The sequence below is a fragment of the Roseateles sp. DB2 genome, assembly GCF_051857535.1.
Classification (GTDB): domain Bacteria; phylum Pseudomonadota; class Gammaproteobacteria; order Burkholderiales; family Burkholderiaceae_C; genus Roseateles_B.
Window position 1 is genome coordinate 89,182 of the sequence record NZ_JBPZGY010000008.1, and the last position, 23,556, is coordinate 112,737.

Here is a 23,556-nt window from a genome sequence, read left to right on the forward strand (position 1 = left end):
CACGCCGCACCCCATCACCAAAGTCACCCGGCATAGACCCTCTGTGAGCCCGTGGCGGGGCTTGCTAAGGTCCGGCCCATGCCTATCCACACCTCCCCTGCCCGCGGCCCCAGCCGGCGCGCCTGGCTGCAGCGCCTGGGCGCCGTGGCCGGCAGCGGCGCGGTGTATGCCGCGCTGAGCGCCCTGGGCCTGGCCCAGGCATCGCCAGCCCAGGCCGGCTTCCGGCTCGGCCCCGCTCCGGCACGCGGCCGGCGGGTATTGATCCTCGGTGCCGGCGTGGCCGGCCTGGTGTCGGCGCTGGAGCTGCTGCGCGCGGGCTACGAGGTGGAGATCCTCGAGTACCAGGACCGCATCGGCGGCCGCTGCTGGACCCTGCGCGGCGGCGACCGCTACACCGAGCTGGGTGGCGCCCTCCAGCACTGCCAGTTCGACCGTGGCCAGTACTTCAACCCCGGCCCCTGGCGCATTCCCTTCCATCACCACGGCGTGCTGGACTACTGCCGCCAGTTGGGCGTGAAGCTGGAGCCCTTCGTCCAGCTCAACCACAACGCCTATGTGCACAGCCCGCGCGTGGCGGGCGGGCGGCCGCAGCGCCTGCGCGAGGTGCAGGCCGATTTCCGGGGCGACGTCGCCGAGCTTCTGGCCAAGCTGGTACGCCAGCAGCCCCTGGATGAGACGCTGACGGCCGAGGACCGCGAACGCCTGGTCCAGGCCCTGCAGCATTTCGGCGGCCTGGACCGCGAAGGTCGCTACCGCGCCGGAGAGGCGGCCGCTGACCGCCGCGGCTTCGAGCCCTTCCCCGGCATGGGCGTGTCTGCCCATCCACCCGAGGCCGACCCTCAAGGCCTGCAAGCCTTGCTGCGCTCAGGCCTCTGGGCCCAACTGGACCAGGGCGCCGGCTTCGAGTACCAGACCCCGCTGTTCCAGCCGGTGGGCGGCATGGACCGCATCGCCCAGGCCCTGGCCCAGGCCGTGGGGATGCAGCGCATCCGCCTGCACCGCCGCGTCAGTGCCATCCAGCAGGATGCCCACGGCGTGCGCGTGCAGGTGCAGGACCTCGCGCGACCCGGCCAGCCGGTGCAGACAGTGCAGGCCGACTGGTGCCTCTGCACCCTGCCCCTCTCGGTGCTCTCGCAGCTGGACGTGCAGTGCAGCGCGGCCCTGCACGAAGCCATCGAGGCCGTGCCCTATTTCTCCGCTTTCAAGGCCGGCCTGCAGTTCAAGCGCCGATTCTGGGAAGAGGACGAGGCCATCTTCGGCGGCATGAGCAGCACCGAGTTGCCCATACGCCTGATCGCCTATCCCAACCACGAGTTGCAGAGCCGCAAGGGCGTGCTGCTGGGGGCCTATGCCTTTGGAACCCAGGCCCTGGAGTTCACCTCCCTGCCGCCGGCCGAGCGCTTGCGCGAGGTGCTGCGCATGGACAGCCTGATCCACCCGCAGGCCCGCGCCGAATATGAATGCGGCATGGCCGTGGGCTGGCATCGCCACCCGGCCACCCTGGGCTGCTTTGGCGATTGGAGCCGCGTGGCCCGCGAGCGCCACTACCCGACCCTGCTGAAGATGGACGGCCGATTGATCCTGGCGGGTGAGCACGCCTCCTTGCTGCCCGCCTGGCAGGAGGGCGCCGTGCTCTCGGCGCGCCACGCCACCACCCAGCTGCACGAGAAGGCCCGCGCCACATGAAATCTGCCCTGACGCTCCTGCTGGCCCTGCTGCCGGCGCTGGCCATGGCCGACGAGCCCGCGAACAGCGGCGAGCCGCGCTTCTCCAGCGGCTGGCGCTTCGAGCAGCGCAGCGGCCCGGCCCTCTACGGAGCCCTCTGCGCCGCCTGCCACATGCCCGATGGCCGAGGCGCGCACGGGGCCGGCGCCTATCCGGCGCTGCAAGGCAATCCGCGCCTGGCCGCCGCGCCCTACGCCCTGCACATGGTGTTGAATGGCCATCGCGCCATGCCAGGCTTCGGCCGCCAGCTGAGCGACGAGCAGGTCGCCGCCGTGCTGAGCCACGTGCGCGAACGCTTCGGCGGCATGGCCCCCGAGGCCGCTCGCGTCACGCCGGCCGAGGCGGCCGAGGTCCGCAAGGGCCAGCAGGCCAGCCCCGCGGTCGCCCACTGAGCGGCGCTGAGGCACACTGATCCCAACCGTTATCCGGAGCCCGCATGAAACGACTCGCCCTTGCCTGCCTCCTGCCCCTGGCGCTCGCCGCCCAGGCCCAGACGCCGCCCGCCGCCAGCCCATCCGCTGCGCCGGAGGTGATCCGTCACCGCATCCCCAACTCCACCTTCCCCATTGCCAGCGCCGTGGAAGTGCCTGCTGGCCGAACCCTGGTCTTCGTCAGCGGCGCCGTGCCGGCCGTGGCCGATCCCAAGGCCGAACGTGGCAGCCTGGCCGCCTATGGTGACACCCGGACCCAGACACTCAGCGTGCTGGGAAATATCGAGCGCCAGCTCAAGGGCCTGGGACTCTCCATGGGCCAGGTCGTGAAGATGCAGGTCTTCCTGGTGGGCGACCCGACCAAGGGCGGGCGCATGGACTTTGACGGTTTCATGTCCGCCTACAGCGAGCACTTCGGCACGGCCGCCCAGCCCCATCTCCCGGCGCGCTCGGTCATGCAGGTGGCGGGCCTGGTGGTGCCGGGCTGGCTGGTAGAGATCGAGGTGACGGCCGTTCGCTGAGGGTCAGGCAAGACCTGACCTTGCATCGATATGGAACAGAACTGTCATAAATCACCTTCAGAATCTCGGGCATGTCACGCGCACTGCCCCTCCCCCAAGCTCCTCGACTCCTGCGCCGCCACGCCCTGCGTGCGGCCGTTCTGGGCGCCCTGCTGCCCGCACTGGGGCCCAGCCACGCCCTGGCCGATGTGCAGGGCGTGGGCGCCAGCTTTCCCTCGGTGGTCTACCAGGCCTGGACCGAGCAGTACGCCCGCGCCCACGGCCGCAAGGTCCGCTACAAGCCCACCGGCTCGGGTGATGGGCAGAAGCAGATCCAGGCTCGCACCGTGGACTTCGCCGGCAGCGACGTGCCTTTCAGCGCGGCGGACCTGGCCAGCAAGCAGCTGGTACAGCTGCCCATGCTGGTGGGGGGCATCGTGCCGGCGGTGAACCTCAAGGGCGTCAGCCAGCTGCGCCTGGACGGCAATACCCTGGCCGACATCTTCCGCGGCGAGATCCGCCAGTGGAACCATCCCCGCATCGCCGCACTGAACCCGGGGGTCACGCTGCCCGCCCTGCCCATCACCCGCGTGGTGCGCAAGGACAAGTCCGGCAGCACCGACGCCTTCAGCCGCTACCTGAGCCTGGTCTCGCCCGCCTTCCGCGAGCAGGTCGGCGCCGGCATGCTGCCCAAGTGGCCTGAAGGGGCCCTCGCTCCCGTCGCCGCCGAGGGCAACGACGGCATCGCGCAGGCCATCAAGGCAACGCCCGGCGCCATCAGCTATGTCTCCTTCGACCGCCTGCACAAGGCGCAGCTCAATGGCGTGCTGCTGCGCAATGCCGAGGACAGCGACTTCGTGGCCGCCAGCGAAGCCGGCTTCCGGGAGGCTGTGCGCAATTCCTCGATGGGTCGTGCGGGCGACGAGTCCGCCAGCCTGCTGCAGCGCCCCGGCAAGGGCGCCTGGCCCATCACGGTCACGTCCTACATCCTGGTCGACGCCCGCCCCAAGTCGGCCGCGGCGGCCAGCGAGGCCTTGCATTTCATCAACTGGACCCTGCAGTCCGGCGATCGCCTGCTGGCTGACACCGGCTTTGCCCCCCTGCCCGTGGCCGTGCAGGCCCGCATGGCCGCGCGCATCGCCAGCGTGCGGGCGCAGGATGGGGGCGTGATCAACTACTACTGAGGCCGGGGCATCGACTCGATGCCTGATTCTCAGGCTTCGGCTCCGATACTGATTGGCCCGCAAACTGGCCGCTCGATAGAGCGGCAGTACTGAGTCGGGTCAACGTGCAGCTCGAAGGCCAAGGCTTGAAGGTGGCCGGCAGCCGCGGGGCGATCATCGACGCGACCATCATCGAGAGCGCGGCTCGGCCCAATCAGCACATCGAGGTCGATGACGAAGGCAAGGCGGACGTGGTGGACAGCGCGGACGACGAGGCGCGCTGGGTCAAGAAGGGCAAGGACGTGTTCTTTGGCTATCGGGGCTACAGCGCGGTGGAGACGGAGGATGGCTACGTCGAGCACGTGGAGGTGCATCCGGCCAACCAGGCGGAGGTGAGCAAGCTGCCGGGCATCGTGGACGCGCTCATCGAGCAAGGCATCCCCCGCTGAAGGCGTGCTGGCCGACAAGGGCTATGCGAGCGCAGCGAATCGCGAGTACCTGGCGGCCAAGGGCATTGGGGATCTCATCCAGTTCAAGGGCAGCCGGGGCCATCCTGTGCATCCCTTGCAGACCCGGATGAACCGGGCCATCGCCACGCTGCGCTACAAGGTCGAGCAGGGCTTCGGCACGATGAAGCGGCGCTTCCACTTGGGCCGGGCACGGTACTTCGGGGCGGCCAAGACGCAGGCGCAGATGGCCTGGGCGGCGCTGGGGCTCAATCTGCTCAAGGCGACGAGGAAGCTGCAGAGCGGGCGGCTGCTGCCGTGTCCGAGCAGTAGTCCGTCTTGAGGGGCCCAAGGGCCTGGGGGAAGGGCTCGAAAGGTCCCAAAACGGGCCCAAAAACTCGAATCCTTTGCGCATGCCGAAATCTTCAGCGTGTGGGCCGAGTGGCTGCGCGCGATGGGTCCAGTTGTGCAGCGGTCTCATCTCGGCGCCCGGGGGCCTGACCGAGCGAGGTCCCGTCCGCCGCCTCGCCCTAGTTCCGGTTCCTCTGCCGCTGCTCCCGCGCCTCCCGCAAGGCCACGCACTCCGCATGGCCGGACAGGCGCGGCGTGGCGCACTGCTCATCCAGGCACAGGGCGCGGGCCAGGAAGACCCGCTTGCCGCAGGCCTCGGAGGGGCTGGCGGGGAGGTGGGTGTCGGTGGGCACCGGGGCGCTGGCGGGGCCGGGCGTGAGGGCGGCCACGGGCTGGGCGCGTTCGACGGGTGCCGGAGCCGGCGCAACCGGGCTGGGACTGGCGCCAGCGGCAGGCGCGGGATCCTTGCGCTTGCGGGCGGCGGCGGCGGCAGGGCGTTTGTCGGCGGGCTTGTCGGCCGACATCGCCGGGGCGCTGGCGCTCGGCGCAGCAGGAGGGGCCGGGTTTGCGGACTGCTGCTGCGACTGCACCAGGGCCAGCACGGGATCGGGGGCGGGCGCGGAGTCAGCGCTGGCCGCGGACGCAGGCTCCGAGGCCGCCAGCGCCAGCTCCGACTGGACCGCTGGCTGGCGGTGCCAAAGCAACTGCACCATGGATACCAGCAAGGCGGTGCCGGCCCCTGCGGCCAGCAGGCCCAGGGCCCAGGACCAGCGGCGGTCGGCTGCTGGCGGGCTCCGTCTTGCCGAGGAGCGCCGCGAAGGCGGTGGTGCCGGTACAGGTTCGGGCACCGGCAAGGGCACAGGCGCTGAGGCGGCACGCGCATCCTCCAGCAGCAGGTCTGGTACGTCCATGGCCCGGGTAGGAAGGAAGTCGCTGTCGCCAAGCTGGCGAGTCTCGGCAAACTCGGAGTCGTTGGCCAGCCGGGTGTCCTCGAAGCCCACTGGCGGCGGCACGCCCGCCGTCTCGACCATGCGCGGCTCCGGAGGAGTAAGGCGTCCGTCCAGTGCGGCACGGAGGTGAGCAACCGACTGCGGCCGGTCCTGGGGATGCACACGCAGCATCCAGTCCACGCAGGCCAGCAACTCGGGGCTGTAGCCAGGCGGGGCAAGGGTGACCAGGCTCTGGTAGTCGTCGCCCAGGCTGCGTGCGGTGGCGGCTGGCGGTGTGCGGCCAAGGATCAGCTCGTGCACCATGGCCCCCAGCGCGTAGAGGTCCGTCCAGGGCCCCTGGCGCAGTTGGCGGGACTCGGCGTACTGCTCGATGGGGGCGTAACTGGGCTTGAGGATGGCGGTCAGGCCTTCGGCGCGGTCGCTGATGACCTGGCGCGCGGCGCCGAAGTCCAGCAGCACCGGGGCCGCCCCGCCATAAGGCAGGAAGACGTTGTCGGGGGCGATGTCACGGTGCCAGATGGACTCCGTGTGCAGCAATTCCAGCGCCTCCAGCAAGGCCGTCAGCAGGCGGCGGAGCCAGGCCTCGTCCGGCTGCTGGCTCATGGCACGGCGAGCCTGACGCAGGGTCTGACCCTGCAGATAGGGCATGACCATATAGGCCGTGCCATTGGCCTCCCAGAAGCGGTAGACCTTCAGCAGGGAGGGATGGTCAAAGCGCGCCAGCAAGCGGGATTCATTGACGAATGAGCGCAGTCCGGCATCGAAGGTCTCCTGCTGAGAGCCTGAGCGCACCGACACCTTGGACTTGGCATTGCGCTGGGCCAGCATGGAGGGCATGTACTCCTTGATGGCCACCTGACGCTGTAGTGCATGGTCCTGGGCGACGTAGATGATGCCGAAGCCGCCGACGGCCAGGGTGCTGAGGATTTCGAGCTCGCCAAAGCGCGTGCCTGCCGGCAGGGCATTGGGTGCGGCCGACGAGGCGGCGGCTCGGCGATCAGGGCTGGCGTCGGACATCATGACCGGGCGGTAAGCGCGAAGGCGGTATTCAGGCAGGAACGGGCAGGATGCGGCGTGCGAGGGCCGAAGCGTAGCGGATCACATGCGCCGCAGGCGTCGCTTCTCCGCAAGATGTAACAACTGCTTGCGCCTCTGTGGGAGCAAGCGCGAAATTGTTCAGGGTTGCAGCGTCAAGGCCTTGAGATAGTCATGCAGCTGCTGTGCAAGAGCCTCGCGTTCAGGCTCGGGTAAACCCTCGCTCAGTGGCGGCATGGTGGTACCGGGCTTGAGCTGGGCTGGCTGCAGCAGCCATTGGCGCCAGCGCGCAGCGTCGATTTCGCGGGCGCGCCTGGCCAGGTTGATGGGCATCTTGTCTCCCCCATAGCCGTTCACCTGGTGGCAGCTGAGGCAGTGGGTCTGCAGGGCCTGGGCCTGGGCGGCGTAGCGCTGGGCCATGCCGCCGGGCAGCAAGGCTGCGCGGCTGGAGGGTGTGCGGCGCACGCTGGCCACCTGGTAAGGCCAGACTGCACCGCCCTCAGCCTGCAGTGCGGGCTCAGCCAGGTTGTCCCAGACCAGGTAGTAAGGTCCCAGGGGCACCTGCGTCTCCCCCTGGGCGTGGTGGTCGACCTGGAAGGGTTGGCCATCGGCGCGCGCAATGACGATCCAGGCCTGATGGCGCCGGAAACGCTCCAGCGGGATGCGGGACACGAAACCGTCCAAGGCGCGGAACTCCAGTTCGCCCTCGCCCTTTTCCCAACCCTGGTCCCAGCCTTTGCCCAGCCAGTGGTCCAGGAAGGTTCGGGCCGGCCAGCCGCGGTAGCGCACCTGCACCGGCTGCCCGGGCCGGGAGAGGTGGGGTTCCACGACGGTCACCTGCCCCTGGGCAGGCCCTTTCCTGGCGGCCATGGCGGGCTCGGGCAGGCGCAGCGGCGCCGGCCCGCTGGCGGCTGGGGCGGCGAAGGCAGCGACCGCCAGCAGCGTGCTCAGCAGCGTGCTCAGCAGGGTGGACATCGTGCGGCTGGCGAAGGCGGACAAGCCGATGGAAGGAGAGAGGCTCATGGTCGCAGGGCCGGCGGCAGGGGGCTGCATCAGGCTCAGGGCTTGGGTGAGGGCGTGAAGACCAGCCTGCTGCGCGACTGCGCCTGCACGTCGGCGGCGTCCAGCCACTGGGCACGGGAACGACCAGCCACGTAGTCGCGAGCCTGGTCGCTGTAATGGCGATCGCCCAGCACCCCGCTCTGGCCAACCGGGTTGATACCCTGGCTCTGCCCCGGCGCAGCGAAGTCGATGACGCGACGGGTGGAGGGGCCGTAGACCACGGACCAAGGGGCATCACCGCTGCGCTGGGCCAGGTTGTTGGGGACTTCATGGGCGCCGGGGGCCGGGAAGGGCCCGACGTTGAAGACAGGTGCCAGCCACTTCACCTCGCCCAGCGGATGCTTGTGGGTGACACTGTGCGCCCGCCCCCAGGTCCATTGCGCGGGATCCTCGCCGAAGCTGCGGCGCAGATGCTGCAGCGTGGCCGCCCAGGCCTCGGCCACGATCTGTTCCCGGGTCTCATGCTGAGCCGTGCCCTTGCGGTCCCACCAGGGAGAACTGGGGTCGGCAGCCAGGCGCGGCAGGGCCTGATCCAGGGCCCGGGTGCGGGTAAGGTTGGCCAGCATGGCCTCGCTCATCTTGTCGGCCAGCACGCCATGGATGAGCTGGTGCTCGAACTGGTGGAACAGCACCGGGGCGCGGTCCTCCAGGCCATGGCTGCCCTTCCAGCCCGCCAGCAGGGCTGCCAGTTCGGCGCCCTCCTTCTGCTGAAGCAGGATGGGCAGCAGTGGCGCCAGGACACGAGGACCATAGCCGGTGTCATCGGCCAGTTGCAGCGCCTGGGCACGGGCGACGTCCCAGCCGCCGGCGCTGGCCTTCAGCCCTTCCTCAAGGCGCCAGCCGCGGTCGGGCAGGTTGTAGTAGCCCGGCACCGGCTCGGCCGAGGCCGGCTGGTGGTTGGCCGAGACGATGTAGCCGCGCGCCGGGTTCTCTTCCTGCGGGTTGGCGCTGAAGGGCAGGAAGCCGGGCTTGTCGGCCTCGGCCGTGCTGCCATCGAGGATGAAGCTCGGGTTCACGCCAGCCGGCCGTTGCGGCAGCCGGGCCGAGGCCCACCAGGCGATGTCACCGGCTGCATTGGCCCAGACCACGTTGAGGCCGGGCGAATGGATGCCTTGCACCGCCGTGCGGGCGGCGGCCAGGGTGTCGGCTCGATTGAGCTGATAGAAGGCCTCGATGATGGGATTCTCGCTTTCCAGAAAGGTCCACCAGAGGGCGATGGGGGTGCCGCCGGTGTCGCCGGGCACCACGTCGTTGACGATAGGGCCATGGGGTGAACGGCGCAGCTGGATGACTTCGTCAGCCCGTCCCTTCACCTTGATGCGGGCCTCGGAGGACTCCAGCGGCCGCCAGACACCTTTGACCAGCACCTGGCCCGGATGGGCCGCGTCGGTCCGCTCGGCGACCAGGTCGATATCGTCGTTCTGAAACATGGTCAGACTCCAGCCGAAGCGCTGGTTGTGACCGATGAGGGCAAAGGGATTGAGGACCTGCAGGTGACCATAGAGCTCGAAGCCCGGTGCCTTCAGGTGCGCCTCCCACCACACGGCAGGAGTAGAGAAACCGATGTGAGGATCTCCCGCCAGCAGGGGTTTGCCACTGCGGGTGCGGTTGCCAGCAATGACCCAGGCATTGCTGCCCTCCATCTGTGCCAGGCCGGTACCCAGGCTGTCGCTAAGCTGCCCGATGTGCGCCAGGGCTTGCCAATCAGCGGGAAGGAGGCGCGGGCCCGCCGTGACCGCGGAGGCGGCAGCGCCCGTGAGGCGCGCCCTGGCGGCCAGGGCCCCCTCAGGCTTCCAATCCAGGTCGAAGATCTTCAGGTACTCCGGCCCCAGCTGGTCTCTGACATAAGTGAGTGCCGGCTCCGTACGGAATGCCGAGGCAAAGCTGTAGGCGAGGTAGCCGGCCACGGCATAGGTATCCACGGGTGTGAAGTCCCGTTTGGGAATGCCCAGCAGCTCGAATTCCAGGGGTGCGGGCCGAGTGGCCTGGTATTGGTTGACGCCGTCCAGATAGGCCAGCAAGGCCTGTTGGGCGGGGCTGGCCGCGCGGGTGGACTCGGCCTTCGCCCGGGCTTCGGCGAAGTCGAGCAGGCGCAGGCTGCGGAAGAGTTTGTCGGTCGGCAGCAGCTTCTCGCCCAGCACCTGGGCCAGCTCGCCGCGGGCCAGGCGCCGGGCCATCTCCATCTGGAACAGGCGGTCCTGGGCATGCAGATAGCCCAGCGCGCGGTAGAGATCGGCTTCATTCTGGGCCTCGATATGCGGCACCCCCCAGGCGTCGTAGTGCACGCTGACCGCCTGGCTCAGGCCCTGCAGCGGCAGCTCGCCGTCCCGCTTGGGCAGCTTGGCTCGCCAATGCAGGCCAGCGGCCAGCAGGGCCAGGACCAGCAGACCGAGCAACAGCCAGAGCAGGGAACGAAGGCGAAGAATGCGTGCAGCCATGCGCAGGACTCCAGGACGGGCCTGCATTGCAGCACAGCGCCAGGGGGCGCGCATCAGGATTGGCGCGGGCAGCGCACGGACTCGGGCTGGAGTCCTCCCTCGGATGAAGGAGCCGGGCGATGGGAAATCCCCCCGCAACGGCCGCAGCCCTGCTGCGCCAATGGTCAATGGCCAATGAAAAGGGCTGATGGTTCCATAGACCCATCAGCCCCTGCCATCCGCGCTTTGCCGCGGCACACAGGCTCGCCCCGGCGAACGGCCTGCTCAATGCGGATGAGTGTGCTCACACCTCCTCATCCGCCCCTCCGGCCCGTCTTTTGCGGGCCACCCTCGTTGTCGTGCTGTGGACTGTAGGCGGCTTCACGCACAAAAGGCTTGCGTTTCGCGGCGATCAACTGTCTTTTGGCGCATGAAAACTGCGCCGAAAAAGAGAATTCAGGAAAGTCCCCATCAAGGAAAACCCCAGCTGCGCAGCATTCCGTGAACCCTGACACAGATTGCCCCAGGTTTGCGGCAGCGCAAGGCGCACCGGTGCCGAAAGCCCCAGGCAGGGCCAAGGCGCAGCCCGGGCCGCCCCATCAAGTCAAGCCGCGATGCGCGGACCGCGCTGGCGCAGCTGGGTCAGGGTCTCGATGCGCTTGAGCAGGTCGCGGTCGCTCCAGGGCTTCTTGAAGATGCCGTAGAGCCCCTGGATCTGGTGAACCCGCCCCTGCAGCTCCTCGTGGCCGGTGATGGCAATGATGGGCAGGTCCTCGGTTTCCAGGGAGCCCTGCACATCAGCGATCAGCTCGAAACCGTTCTTGTTGGGCATCTCCAGGTCGGTGATCATGACCTGCACGGGATGGCGGGCCAGCACTTCCAGCGCCTCAACCCCGTCACGCGCCAGCAAGACCAGATAGCCGGCGGCCTCCAGCAGCTTGCCAAGCTTGGCACGCACCACAGCCGAGTCATCAACCACCAGGACCGGCACCGGGCCATCGCTGGGCTGGATGCTGGGCTGGAAACGGCTGGCTGCGCCGGGACCGCTGAAGCTGGCCGGCAGTTGCGACTCCTGGAACTGGCGGACCTCCTCATCCTCCTTGCGGATGCTGATCAGGATCACGACGATGGCCAGCGGCACCGCGATCAGCAGAGGCAGCAGGTAGGGACCCAGGAGGTCGGGCAACTGAAAAGGCATGGGGGATTCTCCACGCCGGCGGCGCGGCCGGCAGGGCTGGGCGGATGCCGCTGGAATCTACCACTGCGGCAGGCGGCTCGAACTGGGGATTGCACAGGAGCGCCCGCTCGAATAGGCGGGTGCAAGCAGGCATTTTGTAAGCAGGCGTTTCGGCTCGTCCGCCCCATCGCCCTGGGCTACCAGAGGCCGCGCCACCGCTGGTAGCCATGCTCCTCGCAGGGCGCGCCCCGGAAGTCCCGGACCTCGGTGCAGAAGCGTCGCATGCCGCTGGCTTCCAGTAGCTGGATGGAGGGCTGGTTGCGGGCGTCGACCCAGCATTCCACCTCCAGCAGGCCGCCGGCGTCGAGCAGGAAGTCCTGGAGTGCGACAAAGGCCTCGCGGCCCAGGCCGCGTCCGCGCCAGCCGGGATGCAGGGTGATGCCCATCCAGGCGCCCAGCGGGTGGGTGTCGGCCCCCGGCGTCAGCTCCGGTGGGCGAGCGCGCAGGCACAGGCCGATGTCGCCGATCAGCTGGTCGTCCTCACCATCGGCGATGGCCAGCTGCACCCACTCGTCCGGCACGCCGATGGCGGCCTCGCTCATCTCGCGCAGGAAGACCGCCGACTGAGCGGGATCCTGAGCCTGCGTCCAACCTTGGAAGCGGGCGGTCTCGGCGTCGCTGCGGTAGGCGTGGAAGCGGTCGAGATCACTCTCGCGCATGCGCCGCAGTTGCACCCGGCCCTCCCGGGAGCGCAAAGGCAGGGCATCGGCCACCAGACGCAGGCTGTCCTGCGGCTGGCGGTCGCGCGGGACGGCAGCGAGGTAGTCGGCCCAGTCCGCCAGCGCCGGGCCGTCCCCCAGATGCTTGAGCATGACCCGCACGGGGCCAGGCGGCTGGCCAGCCGCCTGGCTCACCCGGCTGCGCAGCTCGCGATAGCCCTGCGAGCGCCAGAAGCGCTCGGCCGGCTCATTGCCGGCCACCACGCCCAGTCGCATCCAGCGCGCACCGGACTGCCGCGCCCAGGACTCCAGCGCCGCGAGCAGGCGCTGAGCCAGCCCCGTGCCGCGCCGCGCCGGATGGACCATCAGCAAGCCCAGGTGCCAGGCTCCAGCCGCCGGAGCCTCGCTGCAGACATGGAGGCAGGCGAGCAGCCCTTCTCCTCCTGGCTGCGTGATGCCCAGATGCCATTGCGCCGCCCAGGCGAAGTCCGGCGGCGGCGCACTGCGCAGCTCCTGCCGGGCCTCGTCAGCGGCCAGCACCAGGCCGCAGCGATGGAAGTAGTCGGCGCAGGCCTCGAACAGGGACTGCAGGCGGGGCGCGTCGGCCTCGCCCAGCGCCTGCACGTTCAGGTCCTGGTCGGCAAGAAAGTTCTGGAGGCCCATGGGCCCTCCTTGCGATGAGCGAAAGCCGCAGCCTAGCGCAAGAGATCGTGCTGGCCCGACAGCCACTGCGGCGTCTGACGGCGCAGGGCACGCAGGGTCTCGCCAACCTGCCGGCGCTGCCGCGCCTGGTCCTCTTCCAGCTCCTGCAGACGCTGCATGAACTGAGCCGCCCGAGCCGCCTCTCCGGACGCCTCATACAGGCGCAGCGCATTGCGCAGCAGCGGGGCCCGCATGAAGGGATAGGCCTGCAAGGCCTCAGGCAGTAGCAGCGGTTCCAGCAGGATACGCGCACGGTCGAGATCGCCCGCCAGCAGGGCGCATTCGCCCTGCGCATGCTGCAGCGAGGCCCAGGCGTGGGGCAGCTCGTCCTGGTGGATCAGCGCCTGCCCGGCCTCGAACAGGGCCTGCGCCTCGGACAGCCGGCCGCCGTGCATCATCCCGATGCCAATGTTCAGCAGCAAGGAGGAGCGCTGTCGCTGGTTCATTTCCGGCGCATCCATTTGCGAGCGCGCCTGGAAGGCCAGGCGCAGCTGGCGCTGGCCCATGGCATCGGCCTGGAGGTCATGGCCGCGTCGGCGCAGTTCGTCGATGGCCAGGGCACCGGCCAGCAGGGCATTGGTATAGGCCCGGGTCATGGCGTGAGGCTCCTGGCTTTCACGCGCCCTCGACAGGGCCTGCATGTGCAGCATCTCGGCCTCGTCGTACTGGCCCAACTGGGCGCAGACATGGGCCAAGGCGCCCAGGGCGCGGGGCAGCACCGGGTGCAGCTGCGGCGGCCTCGTGGCCAGTTCGACGGCCTCGCGGGCCATCTCCAGGGCCTCGTCCATGAGGCCGGCGCCGCTGAGGCAGAGGCTGGCGATGTCCAGCATCTCCACACGTTCGATCCGTGCCTGCGCAGGCAGGTGGCTCAAGGCAAGACTGGCACCGACATAGGCTTGGCGGAGGTCATAGAGCGCCCAGCCGGCGCGGGCCTGCATCTGGCCGATCTCGCAACGCAGCGCCGCTGGCAGGGCATCCAGATCGCAGGTGCCGCGCGCCTGGTCCAGCAACACCAGGGTGTCCCGCATGCGCTGCTCGGCCAGCGCCTGCCGGGCGAGGTCCAGGCACTGCTCGCAGGCTGGAGGTTGGGGTATCAGCAAAGGCTCCATGCAAACCGTCCCGCCGACGCCGTACAGGCAGGCATCGGACTGTGCGCATAGCGTAAGGCCGGCGCGCATCCTGTCCGTCGGCGGCACTGGGCCAAAGCAGGGATCGATGTGCAGAACTTCTGGCTTGGCCCGCTTTTCAGTCCTGCCGGCTCGTGTGCAGGGGCTGGTGGAGGCTGGCCGGTAGCGCCGGGCGGTCGGCTTCCGCCGCCGCCAGCGGCTGGACTTCTTCCAGACTGGCCAGGCAGCGCTGGCTCAGCTGCTGGTAAGTGCGGGTGCCTTCGAGCTTCCAGCGGATCTCATCGTCACTCAGCGGGCGCAGCACCTTGGCGGGCAGGCCGGCGATCAATGACTTCTCCGGCAGGTCCTGCCCCGCCTTCACGAAGGCGCAGGCGGCCAGGATGCTGTAGGCGCCCAGCACCGCGCCGTCCATCACCACCGCCTTCATGCCGACCAGCGCATCGTGCCGGATCACGCAGCCATGCAGCACGGCACCGTGGCCGATGTGGCCATTGCGCTCCACCACGGTCTCCGAGCCGGGAAAGCCGTGGACCACACAGCAGTCCTGCACATTGGCCCCCTCATGCAGCACGATGCGGCCGAAGTCCCCGCGCAGGCTGGCATTGGGGCCGACATAGCAATTCGGCCCGATGTGGACGTCGCCAATCAGCACCGCCGTCGGATGCACATGGCTGCTGGGATGGACCACGGGGATCACCCCGTCGATGGCGTAGGAAGGCATGAGGACTCCAGTTGACGGGCGGCCGCCGCGCCAGGCCGCTTTGCCTGCGGCGCAGCGGCCGGATCAGCAGCCATGAGGACCAGCGCGGACAAACCTAGGGTTTACGCCAGGCCGGCAGCGCTTGTGCCAGATCAAGCGGCACCTTACGATCTACCGACCGGTCGGTCAAGAGTGCAAGAACCTTGACCTGACGCATAGCCACACGAGGCCTCGCCCATGTCACAGCCTTCCGCCCCTTCTGCGGCGCCCCAAGCCGACGACGCCCTGCTGATCAGCCAGGAAGGTGCCGTGCGCACCCTCAGCTTCAACCGCCCGGCGGCGCTGAACGCCTTCACCGCCCAGTTGCTGGCCCAGACCCGCGCCGCGCTGGACGAGGCGGCTGAGGATGTCGGCGTGCGCGCCGTGGTGATCACAGGCATGGGCCGCGCCTTCAGCGCCGGGCAGGACCTCTCCGACCCGCTGATCAAGCCCGAGTTCGGCGCCGACGCCCGCCCCAAGGACATCGGCCACCTGCTGGACAACTACTACATCCCCCTGGCCTTGCGGGTGCGCTCCATGCCCGTGCCGGTGATCGCCGCCGTCAACGGCGTGGCGGCTGGCGCCGGGGCCAACCTGGCCCTGGGCTGTGATCTCGTGGTCGCGGCCGAGTCCGCCAGCTTCATCCAGGCCTTCTCCAAGATCGGCCTCATCCCTGACTGCGGCGGAACCTGGCTGCTGACCCGCCTGGTGGGCCGCGCCAAGGCCATGGAGCTGGCCCTGCTGGGCGACAAGCTGCCCGCCACCGAGGCGGCGCGCCTGGGCCTGATCGCCCGCGTCGTCCCGAACGAGGAGCTGGCCGCCACAGCCCAGGCCCTGGCCTCGCGCCTGGCCGGCATGCCCACGCGCTCGCTGGTCGAGACCCGCAACGCCTTCGACGAGGCCCTGAGCCTCAACTACGAGGACGCGCTCAAGCTGGAAGCCGTGATGCAGAGCCAGCTGGGCTTCGCGCACGACTACCTGGAGGGCGCCGCCGCCTTCCTGGAAAAGCGCACGCCGGTCTTCAAGGACCGCTGACGCGCCCTGTGCCGCCCCTTCCTGTTGTCCGAGGAGCCTCCTGCATGTCCACGCCCCTGAGCCCGCAAGCCATCGCCGAAGCCGTGCGCGACGCCATGTTCCGCGAGGACCACGCCTCCAAGGGTCTCGGCATGGACATCCTGGCCGTGGGCCCCGGCAGCGCGACGATACGCATGACAGTGCGCCAGGACATGCTCAACGGCTTCGCCATCTGCCATGGCGGCCTCATCACCACCCTGGCCGATTCGGCCTTTGCCTTCGCCTGCAACGCGTACAACGAGTTGACGGTGGCCTCGGGCATCACGATAGACATCGTGGCGCCCGCACGGCAGGGCGACGTGCTGACCGCCGTCGCCCACGAGGTTTCGCTCGCCGGCCGGACCGGCGTCTATGACGTGAATGTGCGCAACCAGCGGGACGAGCTGGTGGCCGTGTTCCGCGGCAAGTCCTACCGCATCAAGGGCAAGCCCGTGGTCCCCGGCCTGGCCGCTGCCCCTGCGCAGGAGTGAACCCATGACCGTGAAGCATCCCGCCCCCGGCGATCTGGAGCCCATCGAGACCGCCAGCCGCGACGAGCTGCAGGCCCTGCAGCTGCAGCGCCTGCAATGGACGCTCAAGCACGCCTACGAGAACGTGCCCCACTACAAGGCCGCCTTCGACGAGAAGGGCGTGCACCCCTCGGACCTGAAGACCTTGGCCGACCTCGCCAGGTTCCCCTTCATGACCAAGAAGGACCTGCGCGAGCACTACCCCTTCGGCCTCTTTGCCGTGCCGCGCGAGCAGGTCGTGCGCCTGCACGCCTCCTCCGGCACCACCGGCAAGCCCACCGTCGTGGGCTACACGCAGGCCGACATCGACACCTGGGCAAACCTCGTGGCCCGCTCCCTGCGCGCCGCCGGCGTGCGACGCGGGGACATCGTGCACATCGCCTACGGCTACGGCCTCTTCACCGGCGGTCTGGGCGCGCACTACGGCGCCGAGAAGCTGGGCTGCACCGTCATTCCGATGTCTGGCGGGCAGACCGAGAAGCAGGTCCAGCTGATCCAGGATTTCAAGCCGGATGCCATCATGGTCACGCCCAGCTACATGCAGGTGATCATCGAGGAGTTCGTGCGCCAGGGCCTGGACCCGCGCGAGAGCTCGCTGAAGGTGGGCATCTTCGGCGCCGAGCCCTGGACCGAGGCCATGCGCCGCGAGATCGAGAACAAGGCCGCCATCGATGCCGTGGACATCTACGGCCTGTCCGAGGTGATGGGGCCAGGTGTTGCCAGCGAATGCATCGAGTCCAAGGACGGCCCGGTGATCTGGGAAGACCATTTCTACCCTGAGATCATCGATCCCGAGACCGGCGAGGTGCTGCCCGACGGCGCCGAGGGCGAGCTGGTCTTCACCTCGCTCTCCAAGCAGGCCCTGCCCGTGATCCGCTACCGCACCCGCGACCTCACCCGCCTGCTGCCGCCCACCTCGCGCAGCATGCGACGCATGGGCAAGATCGTGGGCCGCTCGGACGACATGCTCATCATCCGCGGCGTCAACATGTTCCCCACGCAGATCGAGGAGCTGGTGCTGCAGGAGCCGCAGCTCTCCGGCCAGTACCAGATCGTCGTCAGCCGTGAAGGCCCGCTGGACGAGGTGCTGGTGCGCTGCGAGATGCAGCCCGGCGCCGACATGGCGCTGAAGGACGGCATCGCCCGCCATCTGCAGCACCGCATCAAGACGCTGATCGGCGTCTCCACCAAGATCGACATCGGTGCGCCGGACAGCATCGAGCGCACGCTGGTCGGAAAAGCTCGCCGCGTGATCGACAAAAGACCGAAATGAACCACCCCCTACGCGCTTCGCGCGCCCCCTCCAGGGGGCAGCGCCGACCGCCCGGCAAAGCCGGATCGGCGGCACTCACCCGGGAATACCAACCTCAAACAGACAGGAGTGGCTGATGTACACACAAGCGATGAGCGTCGGGCCGCAGGAGCAGGCGGCCAAGGTGCAGAGCGCGGAGGATGCCAAGCGGCTGGAGGCCTTCGAGGCCCGCGTCGGCGAGGGCGAGTTCGTCGAGGCCAAGGACTGGATGCCCGAGCACTACCGCAAGACCCTGGTGCGCCAGATCAGCCAGCACGCGCACTCCGAGATCGTCGGCATGCTGCCCGAGGGCAACTGGGTCACGCGGGCGCCTACGCTCAAGCGCAAGGCCATCCTGCTGGCCAAGATCCAGGACGAGGGCGGCCACGGCCTCTACCTCTACTCCGCCGCCGAGACCCTGGGCACCAGCCGCGACCAGATGCTGGAAGCCCTGCACTCGGGCAAGGCCAAGTACAGCTCCATCTTCAACTACCCCACGCTGAACTGGGCCGACATCGGCGTGATCGGCTGGCTGGTCGACGGCGCGGCCATCATGAACCAGGTGCCGCTGTGCCGCTGCTCCTACGCGCCCTATGCGCGGGCCATGATCCGCATCTGCCGCGAGGAGAGCTTCCACCAGCGCCAGGGCTACGAGAGCCTGCTGGTGATGATGCAGAAGGGCACGCCCGAGCAGAAGGCCCTCGTTCAGGACGCCGTCAACCGCTGGTGGTGGCCCTCGCTGATGATGTTCGGCCCGCATGACAAGGACTCGCCCAACTCCGAGCAGTCCATGCGCTGGGGCATCAAGCGCATCTCGAATGACGACCTGCGCCAGAAGTTCGTGGACGCCACCATCCCGCAGGCCGAGGTGCTGGGCGTGACCGTGCCGGACCCGGATCTCAAGTGGAACGCCGAGCGCGAGCACTACGACTTCGGCGCCATCGACTGGGACGAGTTCTGGCGCGTGGTGGGCGGCGACGGCCCCTGCAACCGCGAACGCCTGGCCACCCGCGTCAAGGCCTGGGACGAGGGCGCATGGGTGCGCGAAGCCGCGCTGGCCCACGCCCGCAAGCAAACAACCCAAGCAGCAGCAGCCTGAACACGAGGACCCTCACCATGAGCAATCAGCAAGCCCCCAAGAACGAATGGCCCCTGTGGGAAGTCTTTGTGCGCAGCAAGGCCGGCCTCGATCACAAGCACTGCGGCAGCCTGCACGCGCCGGACGCCAAGCTGGCCCTGCAGATGGCCCGCGAGGTCTACACCCGCCGCCAGGAAGGCGTGAGCATCTGGGTGGTGCTGTCCAGCCAGATCGTGGCCTCGGACCCGGGCGAGAAGGGCATGTACTTCGATCCGATGGAAGACAAGGTCTATCGCCATCCGACCTTCTACGAATTGCCCGACTCTGTGAACCACATGTGAGCACGCCCACCATGAGCCAACAATCGATCAAGGTGGGTGACAAGCCCGAGGTGCGCTACCTGCTGCGCATCGCCGACAGCTGCCTGGTGCTCTCGCAGCGTCTCTCCGAATGGTGCGGCCACGGCCCCATCCTGGAAGAGGACCTGGCGCTGACGAACATGGCGCTGGACCTCATCGGCCAGGCCCGCGGCCTGCTGACGCGTGCCGGGCAGCTCGATGGCCAGGGCTTCGATGAAGACCAGCTGGCTTTTCTGCGCGACGAGCGGCAGTACTTCAACCCGGTGCTGATGGAACTGCCGAACGGGCCTGGAAAACCGGGCGACTTCGCCTTCACGACGGTGCGCAACCTGGCCGCCGCCACCTGGCTGCGTCTGCTGTGGGCCCGCCTGCAGGAGTCCAGCGACGCCGAGGTGGCCGCCATCGCCGCCAAGGCCTTCAAGGAGGCCAGCTACCACCAGCAGCACGCGGCCGACTGGACCGAGCGCCTGGGCGACGGCACCGAGGAATCGCACCGCCGCATGGAAGAGGCCCTGAAGACGCTGTGGCCCTACACCAACGAGCTCTTCGCCAGCGACGACATCGATGCGCACGCCGCCGCCACCGGCCTGGGCCCCGCCTGGGACTCGCTGCGCGCCGACTGGCGTGCCGCCATGGACGAGGTGCTGACCGACGCCACGCTGCAGGCCCCGGCCGACAGCCGCTACGTCCCCAGCGGCCGCGTGGGCATCCACAGCGAGCACATGGGGCACATGCTGTCGGAGATGCAGTACCTGCAACGCGCCTACCCCGGCGGCGTGTGGTGAACGGAATGACCACCCCCTACACGCTTCGCGTGCCCCCTCGAGGGGGCGAGCCCGCAGGCCCGGCAGAGCCGGATCCTCGGGCTCCGCTGGGGGAATCCAGCCTGGCATCGAGTCCCGCCATGAGTGACACCGCTTCAGATCAGGCCTGCGGGCGGCTGTCAGCCGCCTGGGAAGTGCTGCGCCAGATCCCGGACCCCGAGGTCCCGGCGGTGAGCCTGTGCGAGCTGGGCATCGTGCGCGATCTCAAGGAGACGGCTGGCGGCCTGGAAGTGGTGCTCACGCCCACCTACTCCGGCTGCCCCGCCACCGAGCTCATCCAGGACAACGTGCGCGAAGCCCTGGCCCGCTTCGGCGAGATCAGCATCACCCTGCAGCGCTCCCCCGCCTGGACCACCGACTGGATCACCGAGGAAGGCCGCGCCAAGCTCAAGGCCTATGGCATCGCGCCGCCGGGCCCGGCCCATCCGGGTGCTGAGCAGCCGATCCGCCTGGTGCATCGCGCCTCGCTCACCAGGCTCGCATGCCCGCGCTGCGGGTCGGAGCAGACCGAGCGCCTCTCTGCTTTCGGCTCCACCGCCTGCAAGGCCTTGTACCGCTGCATGGCGTGCAGGGAACCGTTCGAACACTTCAAACCCATATGACGGCCCACCCCCTGCTGGCTTCGCCAGCCCCCTTCGAGGGGGCAGCTCCGAGGGCCCGGCAAAGCCGGATCCCCGGACCTCGCTCGGGAATGCATTCCGTTCCTGCGGCGGATCTGCCGCATTCAACGATGGATCACTGATATGAGCCTCAACTTCCACCCCCTGCGCGTCCGCGACGTCCGCCCGGACACCGAAGAAGCCGTGATCGTCAGCTTTGACGTGCCGCCCGAGTCCGCCGAGCTGTTCAAGTTCACCCAGGGGCAATACCTGACCCTGCGTGCCGACATCGGCGGCGAGGACCTGCGCCGCTCCTACTCCATCTGCGCCGGGGTCGACGACGGCGAGCTGCGGGTCGGCGTGCGCAAGGTGCTGGGCGGCCGCTTCTCCAACTGGGTCAACAGCGAGCTCAAGGCCGGCGACGTGATCCAGGTCTTCCCGCCCCAAGGCCGCTTCTTCGTGCCGGTGGAGCCGCAGAGCCAGCGCCATTACCTCGGCATCGCCGGCGGCTCGGGCATCACGCCCATCCTGTCCATCATGAAGACGGTGCTGGCGAAGGAGCCGGGCAGCCGCTTCACCCTCATCTACGGCAACCGCCGCCAGGCCTCCACCATGTTCAAGGAGGAGATCGAGGATCTGAAGAACCAGTACCTCACCCGCGTCTCCCTGCACCATGTGTTCAGTGACGAGGTGGTGGACTCGCCCTTGATGGCCGGCATCATGAACCGCGACAAGATCGCCGAGTTCCTGGGCGCCCTCATCGAGCCCGCCAGCATCGCCCACGCCTTCATCTGCGGCCCCTACCAGATGAACGACGAGGCCGAGGCCGCGCTGCTGGCCGCGGGCGTGAAGCCCGAGGCCATCCACATCGAGCGCTTCGGCACGCCCGAGATGCAGGCCGGCCAGCCCGCGCCGCACGAGGTGCGCGAAGGCGACGCCGAGCTGGCCACGGTGCTGGTGATCCGCGACGGCCTCTCGCGCGAGATCAGCGTCAGCAAGAGCGATCCCAGCATCCTGGACGCCGCCGCCCGCGCCGGCATGGACGTGCCCTTCTCCTGCAAGAGCGGCGTGTGCTCCACCTGCCGCTGCAAGCTGATCGAGGGCGAGGTGCGCATGGACAAGAACTTCGCGCTGGAGAAGCATGAGGTCGCTGCGGGCTTCATCCTGAGCTGCCAGGCTCACGCGCTGACCCCCCGCGTCGTGATCTCCTTCGACGAGAGATGATCACCCCCTACCGGCTTCGCCGGCCCCCTTCGAGGGGGCGAGCTCGCAGGCCCGGCCAAGCCGGATCCTCGAGCTCCACACGATGAAGCCTTGAGCGCCCTTCGATCGAGAAAGCTGAACAGAAAGATGGCCAGAGGCAGAGCCCCCGGATTCGATGCCAGCCGCGACCAGATCCTGGCGCAGGCGGCGCGGCTGTTTGCCGCGCAAGGCTATGCCGGCACCTCCATGAACCAGGTGGCCGAGGCCTGCGCGGTGAGCAAGCCCACGCTCTACCACTACGTGCGGGACAAGCACGAGCTGCTGGTGCAGATCTGCGAGACCCATGTGCAGGGCCTGGCCGCCCTGGTGGCCGAGGTAAAGGCGCAAGACCTGGCCCCCGAGCCGCATCTGCGCGCCCTGATCGCCCGCTTCATGCAGGCCTACGGCGAGGCTCAGAACGAGCACCGGGTGCTGACCGAGGACGTCAAGTTCCTCGAGGGCGCCGACCAGGAACGCCTGCTGGCCGTCGAGCGCCAGGTGGTCCAGGCCTTCGCCGAGGCCGTGGCCGCCGTCCGCCCGGAGCTGCAGGCCGCCCGGCTGCACAAGCCGCTGACCATGCTGCTCTTCGGCATGATCAACTGGACCTTCACCTGGCTGAAACCGGACGGCGATCTCAGCTACGACTCGGTCGCGCCCATGGTGGCCGACCTCTTCTTCGGCGGCCTCGGGGCCGTGGGCCTCAAGCAAGCCTCGTGAAGGCTTGAGCACCGACGATCACCCCGCGAGGATCCGCATCCTGCACACACTGGCAAGACCAACACAAGGAGACACCGTGAAGCTGATGAAGAAGACCCTGCTGGCCCTGGCCGGCACCGCCGCACTCATGGGCCAGGCCCTGGCCGACATCAACGTGGGCGTGACCGTCTCGGCCACCGGCCCCGCCGCCTCGCTGGGCATCCCCGAGAAGAACACCTTCACCCTGCTGCCGACGACCATCGCCGGCCAGAAGGTGAACTACATCGTGCTGGACGACGCCTCGGACACCACGACGGCCGTGGCCAACACCCGCAAGCTGATCACCGAGCACAAGGTCGACGTGGTCGTGGGCTCCACCGTGACGCCCAACAGCCTGGCCATGATCGACGCCGTGGCCGAGAGCCAGACGCCCATGATCTCCATGGCCGCCTCGGCCCGCATCGTCGAGCCCGTCGACGCCAAGAAGCGCTGGGTCTTCAAGACGCCGCAGAACGACATCATGATGGCCCTGGCCATCGCCTCGCACATGGCCAGCCAGGGCGTGAAGACCGTCGGTTTCGTGGGCTTCGCCGATGCCTACGGCGAGGGCTGGTACAACGAGTTCAACAAGGTCGCCTCGACCAAAGGCCTGACCATCGTCGCCAACGAGCGCTACAACCGCACCGACACCTCGGTGACCGGCCAGGTGCTGAAGATCCTCGCTGCCAAGCCGGACGCCGTGCTGGTGGCGGGCAGCGGCACCCCCGCCGCCCTGCCCCAGAAGACGCTGAAGGAGCGCGGCTACGCCGGCAAGTTCTACCAGACCCATGGCGTGGCCAACAACGACTTCCTGCGCGTGGGCGGCAAGGACGTGGAAGGCACCTTCCTGCCCTCCGGGCCGGTGCTGGTGGCCACGCAGCTGCCGGCGGACCACCCGGTCAAGAAGAGCGCGCTGGACTACGCCGCCAAGTACGAGGCGGCCTTCGGCAAGGGTTCGGTCTCGACCTTCGGCGGCCATGCCTGGGACGCCGGCCAGCTGCTGCAGGCCGCCATCCCCGCCGCGGTCAAGAAGGCCCAGCCCGGCACGCCCGCCTTCCGCGCCGCCCTGCGCGACGCCCTCGAGGCCATCAAGGAAATGCCCGGCGCGCACGGCGTGTTCAGCATGTCCGACAAGGACCACCTCGGCCTGGACCAGCGCGCCCGCGTGATGGTCAAGATCGAGAACGGCACCTGGAAGTACCAGCCCTGATCGCCCCCACCTGACCGCCCCCACCTGACGGCGACGCCCCCGGCGGGCGCCGCCCCCGGAGAGCCCCGCCCCGCGGGGCCTTTCTTTCACC

At 68.9% G+C, this 23,556-nt stretch carries 21 protein-coding genes and 1 pseudogene; 15 read left to right on the forward strand and 7 right to left on the reverse strand.

Annotated features, from left to right (window positions below; translation table 11 throughout):
* Positions 1-78 precede the first annotated feature (78 nt).
* The 5 genes and pseudogenes from ACS5PK_RS13865 to ACS5PK_RS13885 form a co-directional block, all read left to right on the forward strand.
* The gene (locus tag ACS5PK_RS13865) at positions 79-1,686 is read left to right on the forward strand and encodes an FAD-dependent oxidoreductase (protein WP_439440843.1); all 1,608 of its coding nucleotides are present in this window, start codon (positions 79-81) and stop codon (positions 1,684-1,686) included.
* A complete protein-coding gene (locus ACS5PK_RS13870) occupies positions 1,683-2,117 on the forward strand; it encodes a c-type cytochrome (RefSeq protein ID WP_439440844.1) in 435 nt (144 codons plus the stop codon). Before ACS5PK_RS13865 ends, ACS5PK_RS13870 begins: the two co-directional genes overlap by 4 nt.
* Before the next feature lie 44 nt (positions 2,118-2,161).
* Positions 2,162-2,677, forward strand: a complete 516-nt coding sequence (locus ACS5PK_RS13875) for a RidA family protein (protein WP_439440845.1) — start codon at positions 2,162-2,164, stop codon at positions 2,675-2,677.
* 71 nt (positions 2,678-2,748) lie between these two features.
* Positions 2,749-3,840 (forward strand): phosphate ABC transporter substrate-binding protein PstS, encoded by a 1,092-nt coding sequence (pstS, locus tag ACS5PK_RS13880; protein ID WP_439440846.1) that lies wholly within the window; start codon positions 2,749-2,751, stop codon positions 3,838-3,840.
* A 98-nt stretch (positions 3,841-3,938) separates the two neighbouring features.
* Positions 3,939-4,608, forward strand: a pseudogene (locus ACS5PK_RS13885) (transposase); the annotation flags it as partial.
* A gap of 187 nt (positions 4,609-4,795) precedes the next feature.
* Here the strand turns inward: ACS5PK_RS13885 and ACS5PK_RS13890 are convergent.
* From ACS5PK_RS13890 to ACS5PK_RS13920, 7 genes are all read right to left on the reverse strand, one after another.
* On the reverse strand, positions 4,796-6,586 hold the full coding sequence (locus ACS5PK_RS13890) for a serine/threonine protein kinase (protein ID WP_439440847.1): 1,791 nt from the start codon (positions 6,584-6,586) through the stop codon (positions 4,796-4,798).
* A 156-nt stretch (positions 6,587-6,742) separates the two neighbouring features.
* On the reverse strand, positions 6,743-7,624 hold the full coding sequence (locus tag ACS5PK_RS13895) for a hypothetical protein (RefSeq protein ID WP_439440848.1): 882 nt from the start codon (positions 7,622-7,624) through the stop codon (positions 6,743-6,745).
* 35 nt (positions 7,625-7,659) lie between these two features.
* Entirely contained in the window at positions 7,660-10,101 is a 2,442-nt protein-coding gene (locus tag ACS5PK_RS13900; RefSeq protein ID WP_439440849.1) for a penicillin acylase family protein, read from the reverse strand.
* Between the two features lie 583 nt (positions 10,102-10,684).
* On the reverse strand, positions 10,685-11,278 hold the full coding sequence (locus ACS5PK_RS13905) for a response regulator (RefSeq protein WP_439440850.1): 594 nt from the start codon (positions 11,276-11,278) through the stop codon (positions 10,685-10,687).
* A gap of 176 nt (positions 11,279-11,454) precedes the next feature.
* Complete coding sequence (locus ACS5PK_RS13910) at positions 11,455-12,639, reverse strand: GNAT family N-acetyltransferase (protein ID WP_439440851.1); 1,185 nt, start codon at positions 12,637-12,639, stop codon at positions 11,455-11,457.
* A gap of 32 nt (positions 12,640-12,671) precedes the next feature.
* The gene (locus ACS5PK_RS13915; RefSeq protein WP_439440852.1) at positions 12,672-13,778 is read right to left on the reverse strand and encodes a tetratricopeptide repeat protein; all 1,107 of its coding nucleotides are present in this window, start codon (positions 13,776-13,778) and stop codon (positions 12,672-12,674) included.
* A 145-nt stretch (positions 13,779-13,923) separates the two neighbouring features.
* A complete protein-coding gene (locus ACS5PK_RS13920; RefSeq protein ID WP_439440853.1) occupies positions 13,924-14,526 on the reverse strand; it encodes a phenylacetic acid degradation protein PaaY in 603 nt (200 codons plus the stop codon).
* Positions 14,527-14,742: 216 nt separating this feature from the next.
* Between ACS5PK_RS13920 and ACS5PK_RS13925 the strand changes: the two genes are divergently transcribed.
* The 10 genes from ACS5PK_RS13925 (at position 14,743) to ACS5PK_RS13970 (ending at position 23,465) form a co-directional block, all read left to right on the forward strand.
* Positions 14,743-15,579, forward strand: coding sequence for an enoyl-CoA hydratase-related protein (locus ACS5PK_RS13925; RefSeq protein WP_439440854.1), 837 nt, complete (start codon positions 14,743-14,745; stop codon positions 15,577-15,579).
* Between the two features lie 44 nt (positions 15,580-15,623).
* The gene (gene paaI / locus ACS5PK_RS13930; RefSeq protein WP_439440855.1) at positions 15,624-16,088 is read left to right on the forward strand and encodes a hydroxyphenylacetyl-CoA thioesterase PaaI; all 465 of its coding nucleotides are present in this window, start codon (positions 15,624-15,626) and stop codon (positions 16,086-16,088) included.
* Between the two features lie 4 nt (positions 16,089-16,092).
* On the forward strand, positions 16,093-17,400 hold the full coding sequence (paaK, locus tag ACS5PK_RS13935) for a phenylacetate--CoA ligase PaaK (protein ID WP_439440856.1): 1,308 nt from the start codon (positions 16,093-16,095) through the stop codon (positions 17,398-17,400).
* Positions 17,401-17,515: 115 nt separating this feature from the next.
* Positions 17,516-18,517: a 1,2-phenylacetyl-CoA epoxidase subunit PaaA gene (paaA, locus tag ACS5PK_RS13940; RefSeq protein WP_439440857.1), complete on the forward strand. Its 1,002-nt coding sequence runs from the start codon at positions 17,516-17,518 to the stop codon at positions 18,515-18,517.
* A 17-nt stretch (positions 18,518-18,534) separates the two neighbouring features.
* Positions 18,535-18,837, forward strand: a complete 303-nt coding sequence (paaB, locus tag ACS5PK_RS13945) for a 1,2-phenylacetyl-CoA epoxidase subunit PaaB (protein ID WP_269632395.1) — start codon at positions 18,535-18,537, stop codon at positions 18,835-18,837.
* 11 nt (positions 18,838-18,848) lie between these two features.
* The gene (paaC, locus tag ACS5PK_RS13950; RefSeq protein WP_439440858.1) at positions 18,849-19,640 is read left to right on the forward strand and encodes a 1,2-phenylacetyl-CoA epoxidase subunit PaaC; all 792 of its coding nucleotides are present in this window, start codon (positions 18,849-18,851) and stop codon (positions 19,638-19,640) included.
* A gap of 119 nt (positions 19,641-19,759) precedes the next feature.
* On the forward strand, positions 19,760-20,281 hold the full coding sequence (gene paaD, locus ACS5PK_RS13955; protein WP_439440859.1) for a 1,2-phenylacetyl-CoA epoxidase subunit PaaD: 522 nt from the start codon (positions 19,760-19,762) through the stop codon (positions 20,279-20,281).
* Positions 20,282-20,422: 141 nt separating this feature from the next.
* Positions 20,423-21,502: a 1,2-phenylacetyl-CoA epoxidase subunit PaaE gene (gene paaE / locus ACS5PK_RS13960; RefSeq protein ID WP_439440860.1), complete on the forward strand. Its 1,080-nt coding sequence runs from the start codon at positions 20,423-20,425 to the stop codon at positions 21,500-21,502.
* Positions 21,503-21,628: 126 nt separating this feature from the next.
* Positions 21,629-22,237, forward strand: coding sequence for a TetR/AcrR family transcriptional regulator (locus ACS5PK_RS13965; protein WP_439440861.1), 609 nt, complete (start codon positions 21,629-21,631; stop codon positions 22,235-22,237).
* Positions 22,238-22,322: 85 nt separating this feature from the next.
* Positions 22,323-23,465, forward strand: a complete 1,143-nt coding sequence (locus ACS5PK_RS13970) for an ABC transporter substrate-binding protein (protein WP_439440965.1) — start codon at positions 22,323-22,325, stop codon at positions 23,463-23,465.
* Positions 23,466-23,556 lie beyond the last annotated feature (91 nt).

Coding starts and splice junctions, on each gene's coding strand:
- ACS5PK_RS13865 (WP_439440843.1), top strand. CDS start 79: ATGCCTATCCACACCTCCCCTGCCCGCGGCCCCAGCCGGCGCGCCTGG.
- ACS5PK_RS13870 (WP_439440844.1), top strand. CDS start 1,683: ATGAAATCTGCCCTGACGCTCCTGCTGGCCCTGCTGCCGGCGCTGGCC.
- ACS5PK_RS13875 (WP_439440845.1), top strand. CDS start 2,162: ATGAAACGACTCGCCCTTGCCTGCCTCCTGCCCCTGGCGCTCGCCGCC.
- pstS (WP_439440846.1), top strand. CDS start 2,749: ATGTCACGCGCACTGCCCCTCCCCCAAGCTCCTCGACTCCTGCGCCGC.
- ACS5PK_RS13890 (WP_439440847.1), bottom strand. CDS start 6,586: ATGATGTCCGACGCCAGCCCTGATCGCCGAGCCGCCGCCTCGTCGGCC.
- ACS5PK_RS13895 (WP_439440848.1), bottom strand. CDS start 7,624: ATGAGCCTCTCTCCTTCCATCGGCTTGTCCGCCTTCGCCAGCCGCACG.
- ACS5PK_RS13900 (WP_439440849.1), bottom strand. CDS start 10,101: ATGGCTGCACGCATTCTTCGCCTTCGTTCCCTGCTCTGGCTGTTGCTC.
- ACS5PK_RS13905 (WP_439440850.1), bottom strand. CDS start 11,278: ATGCCTTTTCAGTTGCCCGACCTCCTGGGTCCCTACCTGCTGCCTCTG.
- ACS5PK_RS13910 (WP_439440851.1), bottom strand. CDS start 12,639: ATGGGCCTCCAGAACTTTCTTGCCGACCAGGACCTGAACGTGCAGGCG.
- ACS5PK_RS13920 (WP_439440853.1), bottom strand. CDS start 14,526: ATGCCTTCCTACGCCATCGACGGGGTGATCCCCGTGGTCCATCCCAGC.
- ACS5PK_RS13925 (WP_439440854.1), top strand. CDS start 14,743: ATGTCACAGCCTTCCGCCCCTTCTGCGGCGCCCCAAGCCGACGACGCC.
- paaI (WP_439440855.1), top strand. CDS start 15,624: ATGTCCACGCCCCTGAGCCCGCAAGCCATCGCCGAAGCCGTGCGCGAC.
- paaK (WP_439440856.1), top strand. CDS start 16,093: ATGACCGTGAAGCATCCCGCCCCCGGCGATCTGGAGCCCATCGAGACC.
- paaA (WP_439440857.1), top strand. CDS start 17,516: ATGTACACACAAGCGATGAGCGTCGGGCCGCAGGAGCAGGCGGCCAAG.
- paaB (WP_269632395.1), top strand. CDS start 18,535: ATGAGCAATCAGCAAGCCCCCAAGAACGAATGGCCCCTGTGGGAAGTC.
- paaC (WP_439440858.1), top strand. CDS start 18,849: ATGAGCCAACAATCGATCAAGGTGGGTGACAAGCCCGAGGTGCGCTAC.
- paaD (WP_439440859.1), top strand. CDS start 19,760: ATGAGTGACACCGCTTCAGATCAGGCCTGCGGGCGGCTGTCAGCCGCC.
- paaE (WP_439440860.1), top strand. CDS start 20,423: ATGAGCCTCAACTTCCACCCCCTGCGCGTCCGCGACGTCCGCCCGGAC.
- ACS5PK_RS13965 (WP_439440861.1), top strand. CDS start 21,629: ATGGCCAGAGGCAGAGCCCCCGGATTCGATGCCAGCCGCGACCAGATC.
- ACS5PK_RS13970 (WP_439440965.1), top strand. CDS start 22,323: ATGAAGAAGACCCTGCTGGCCCTGGCCGGCACCGCCGCACTCATGGGC.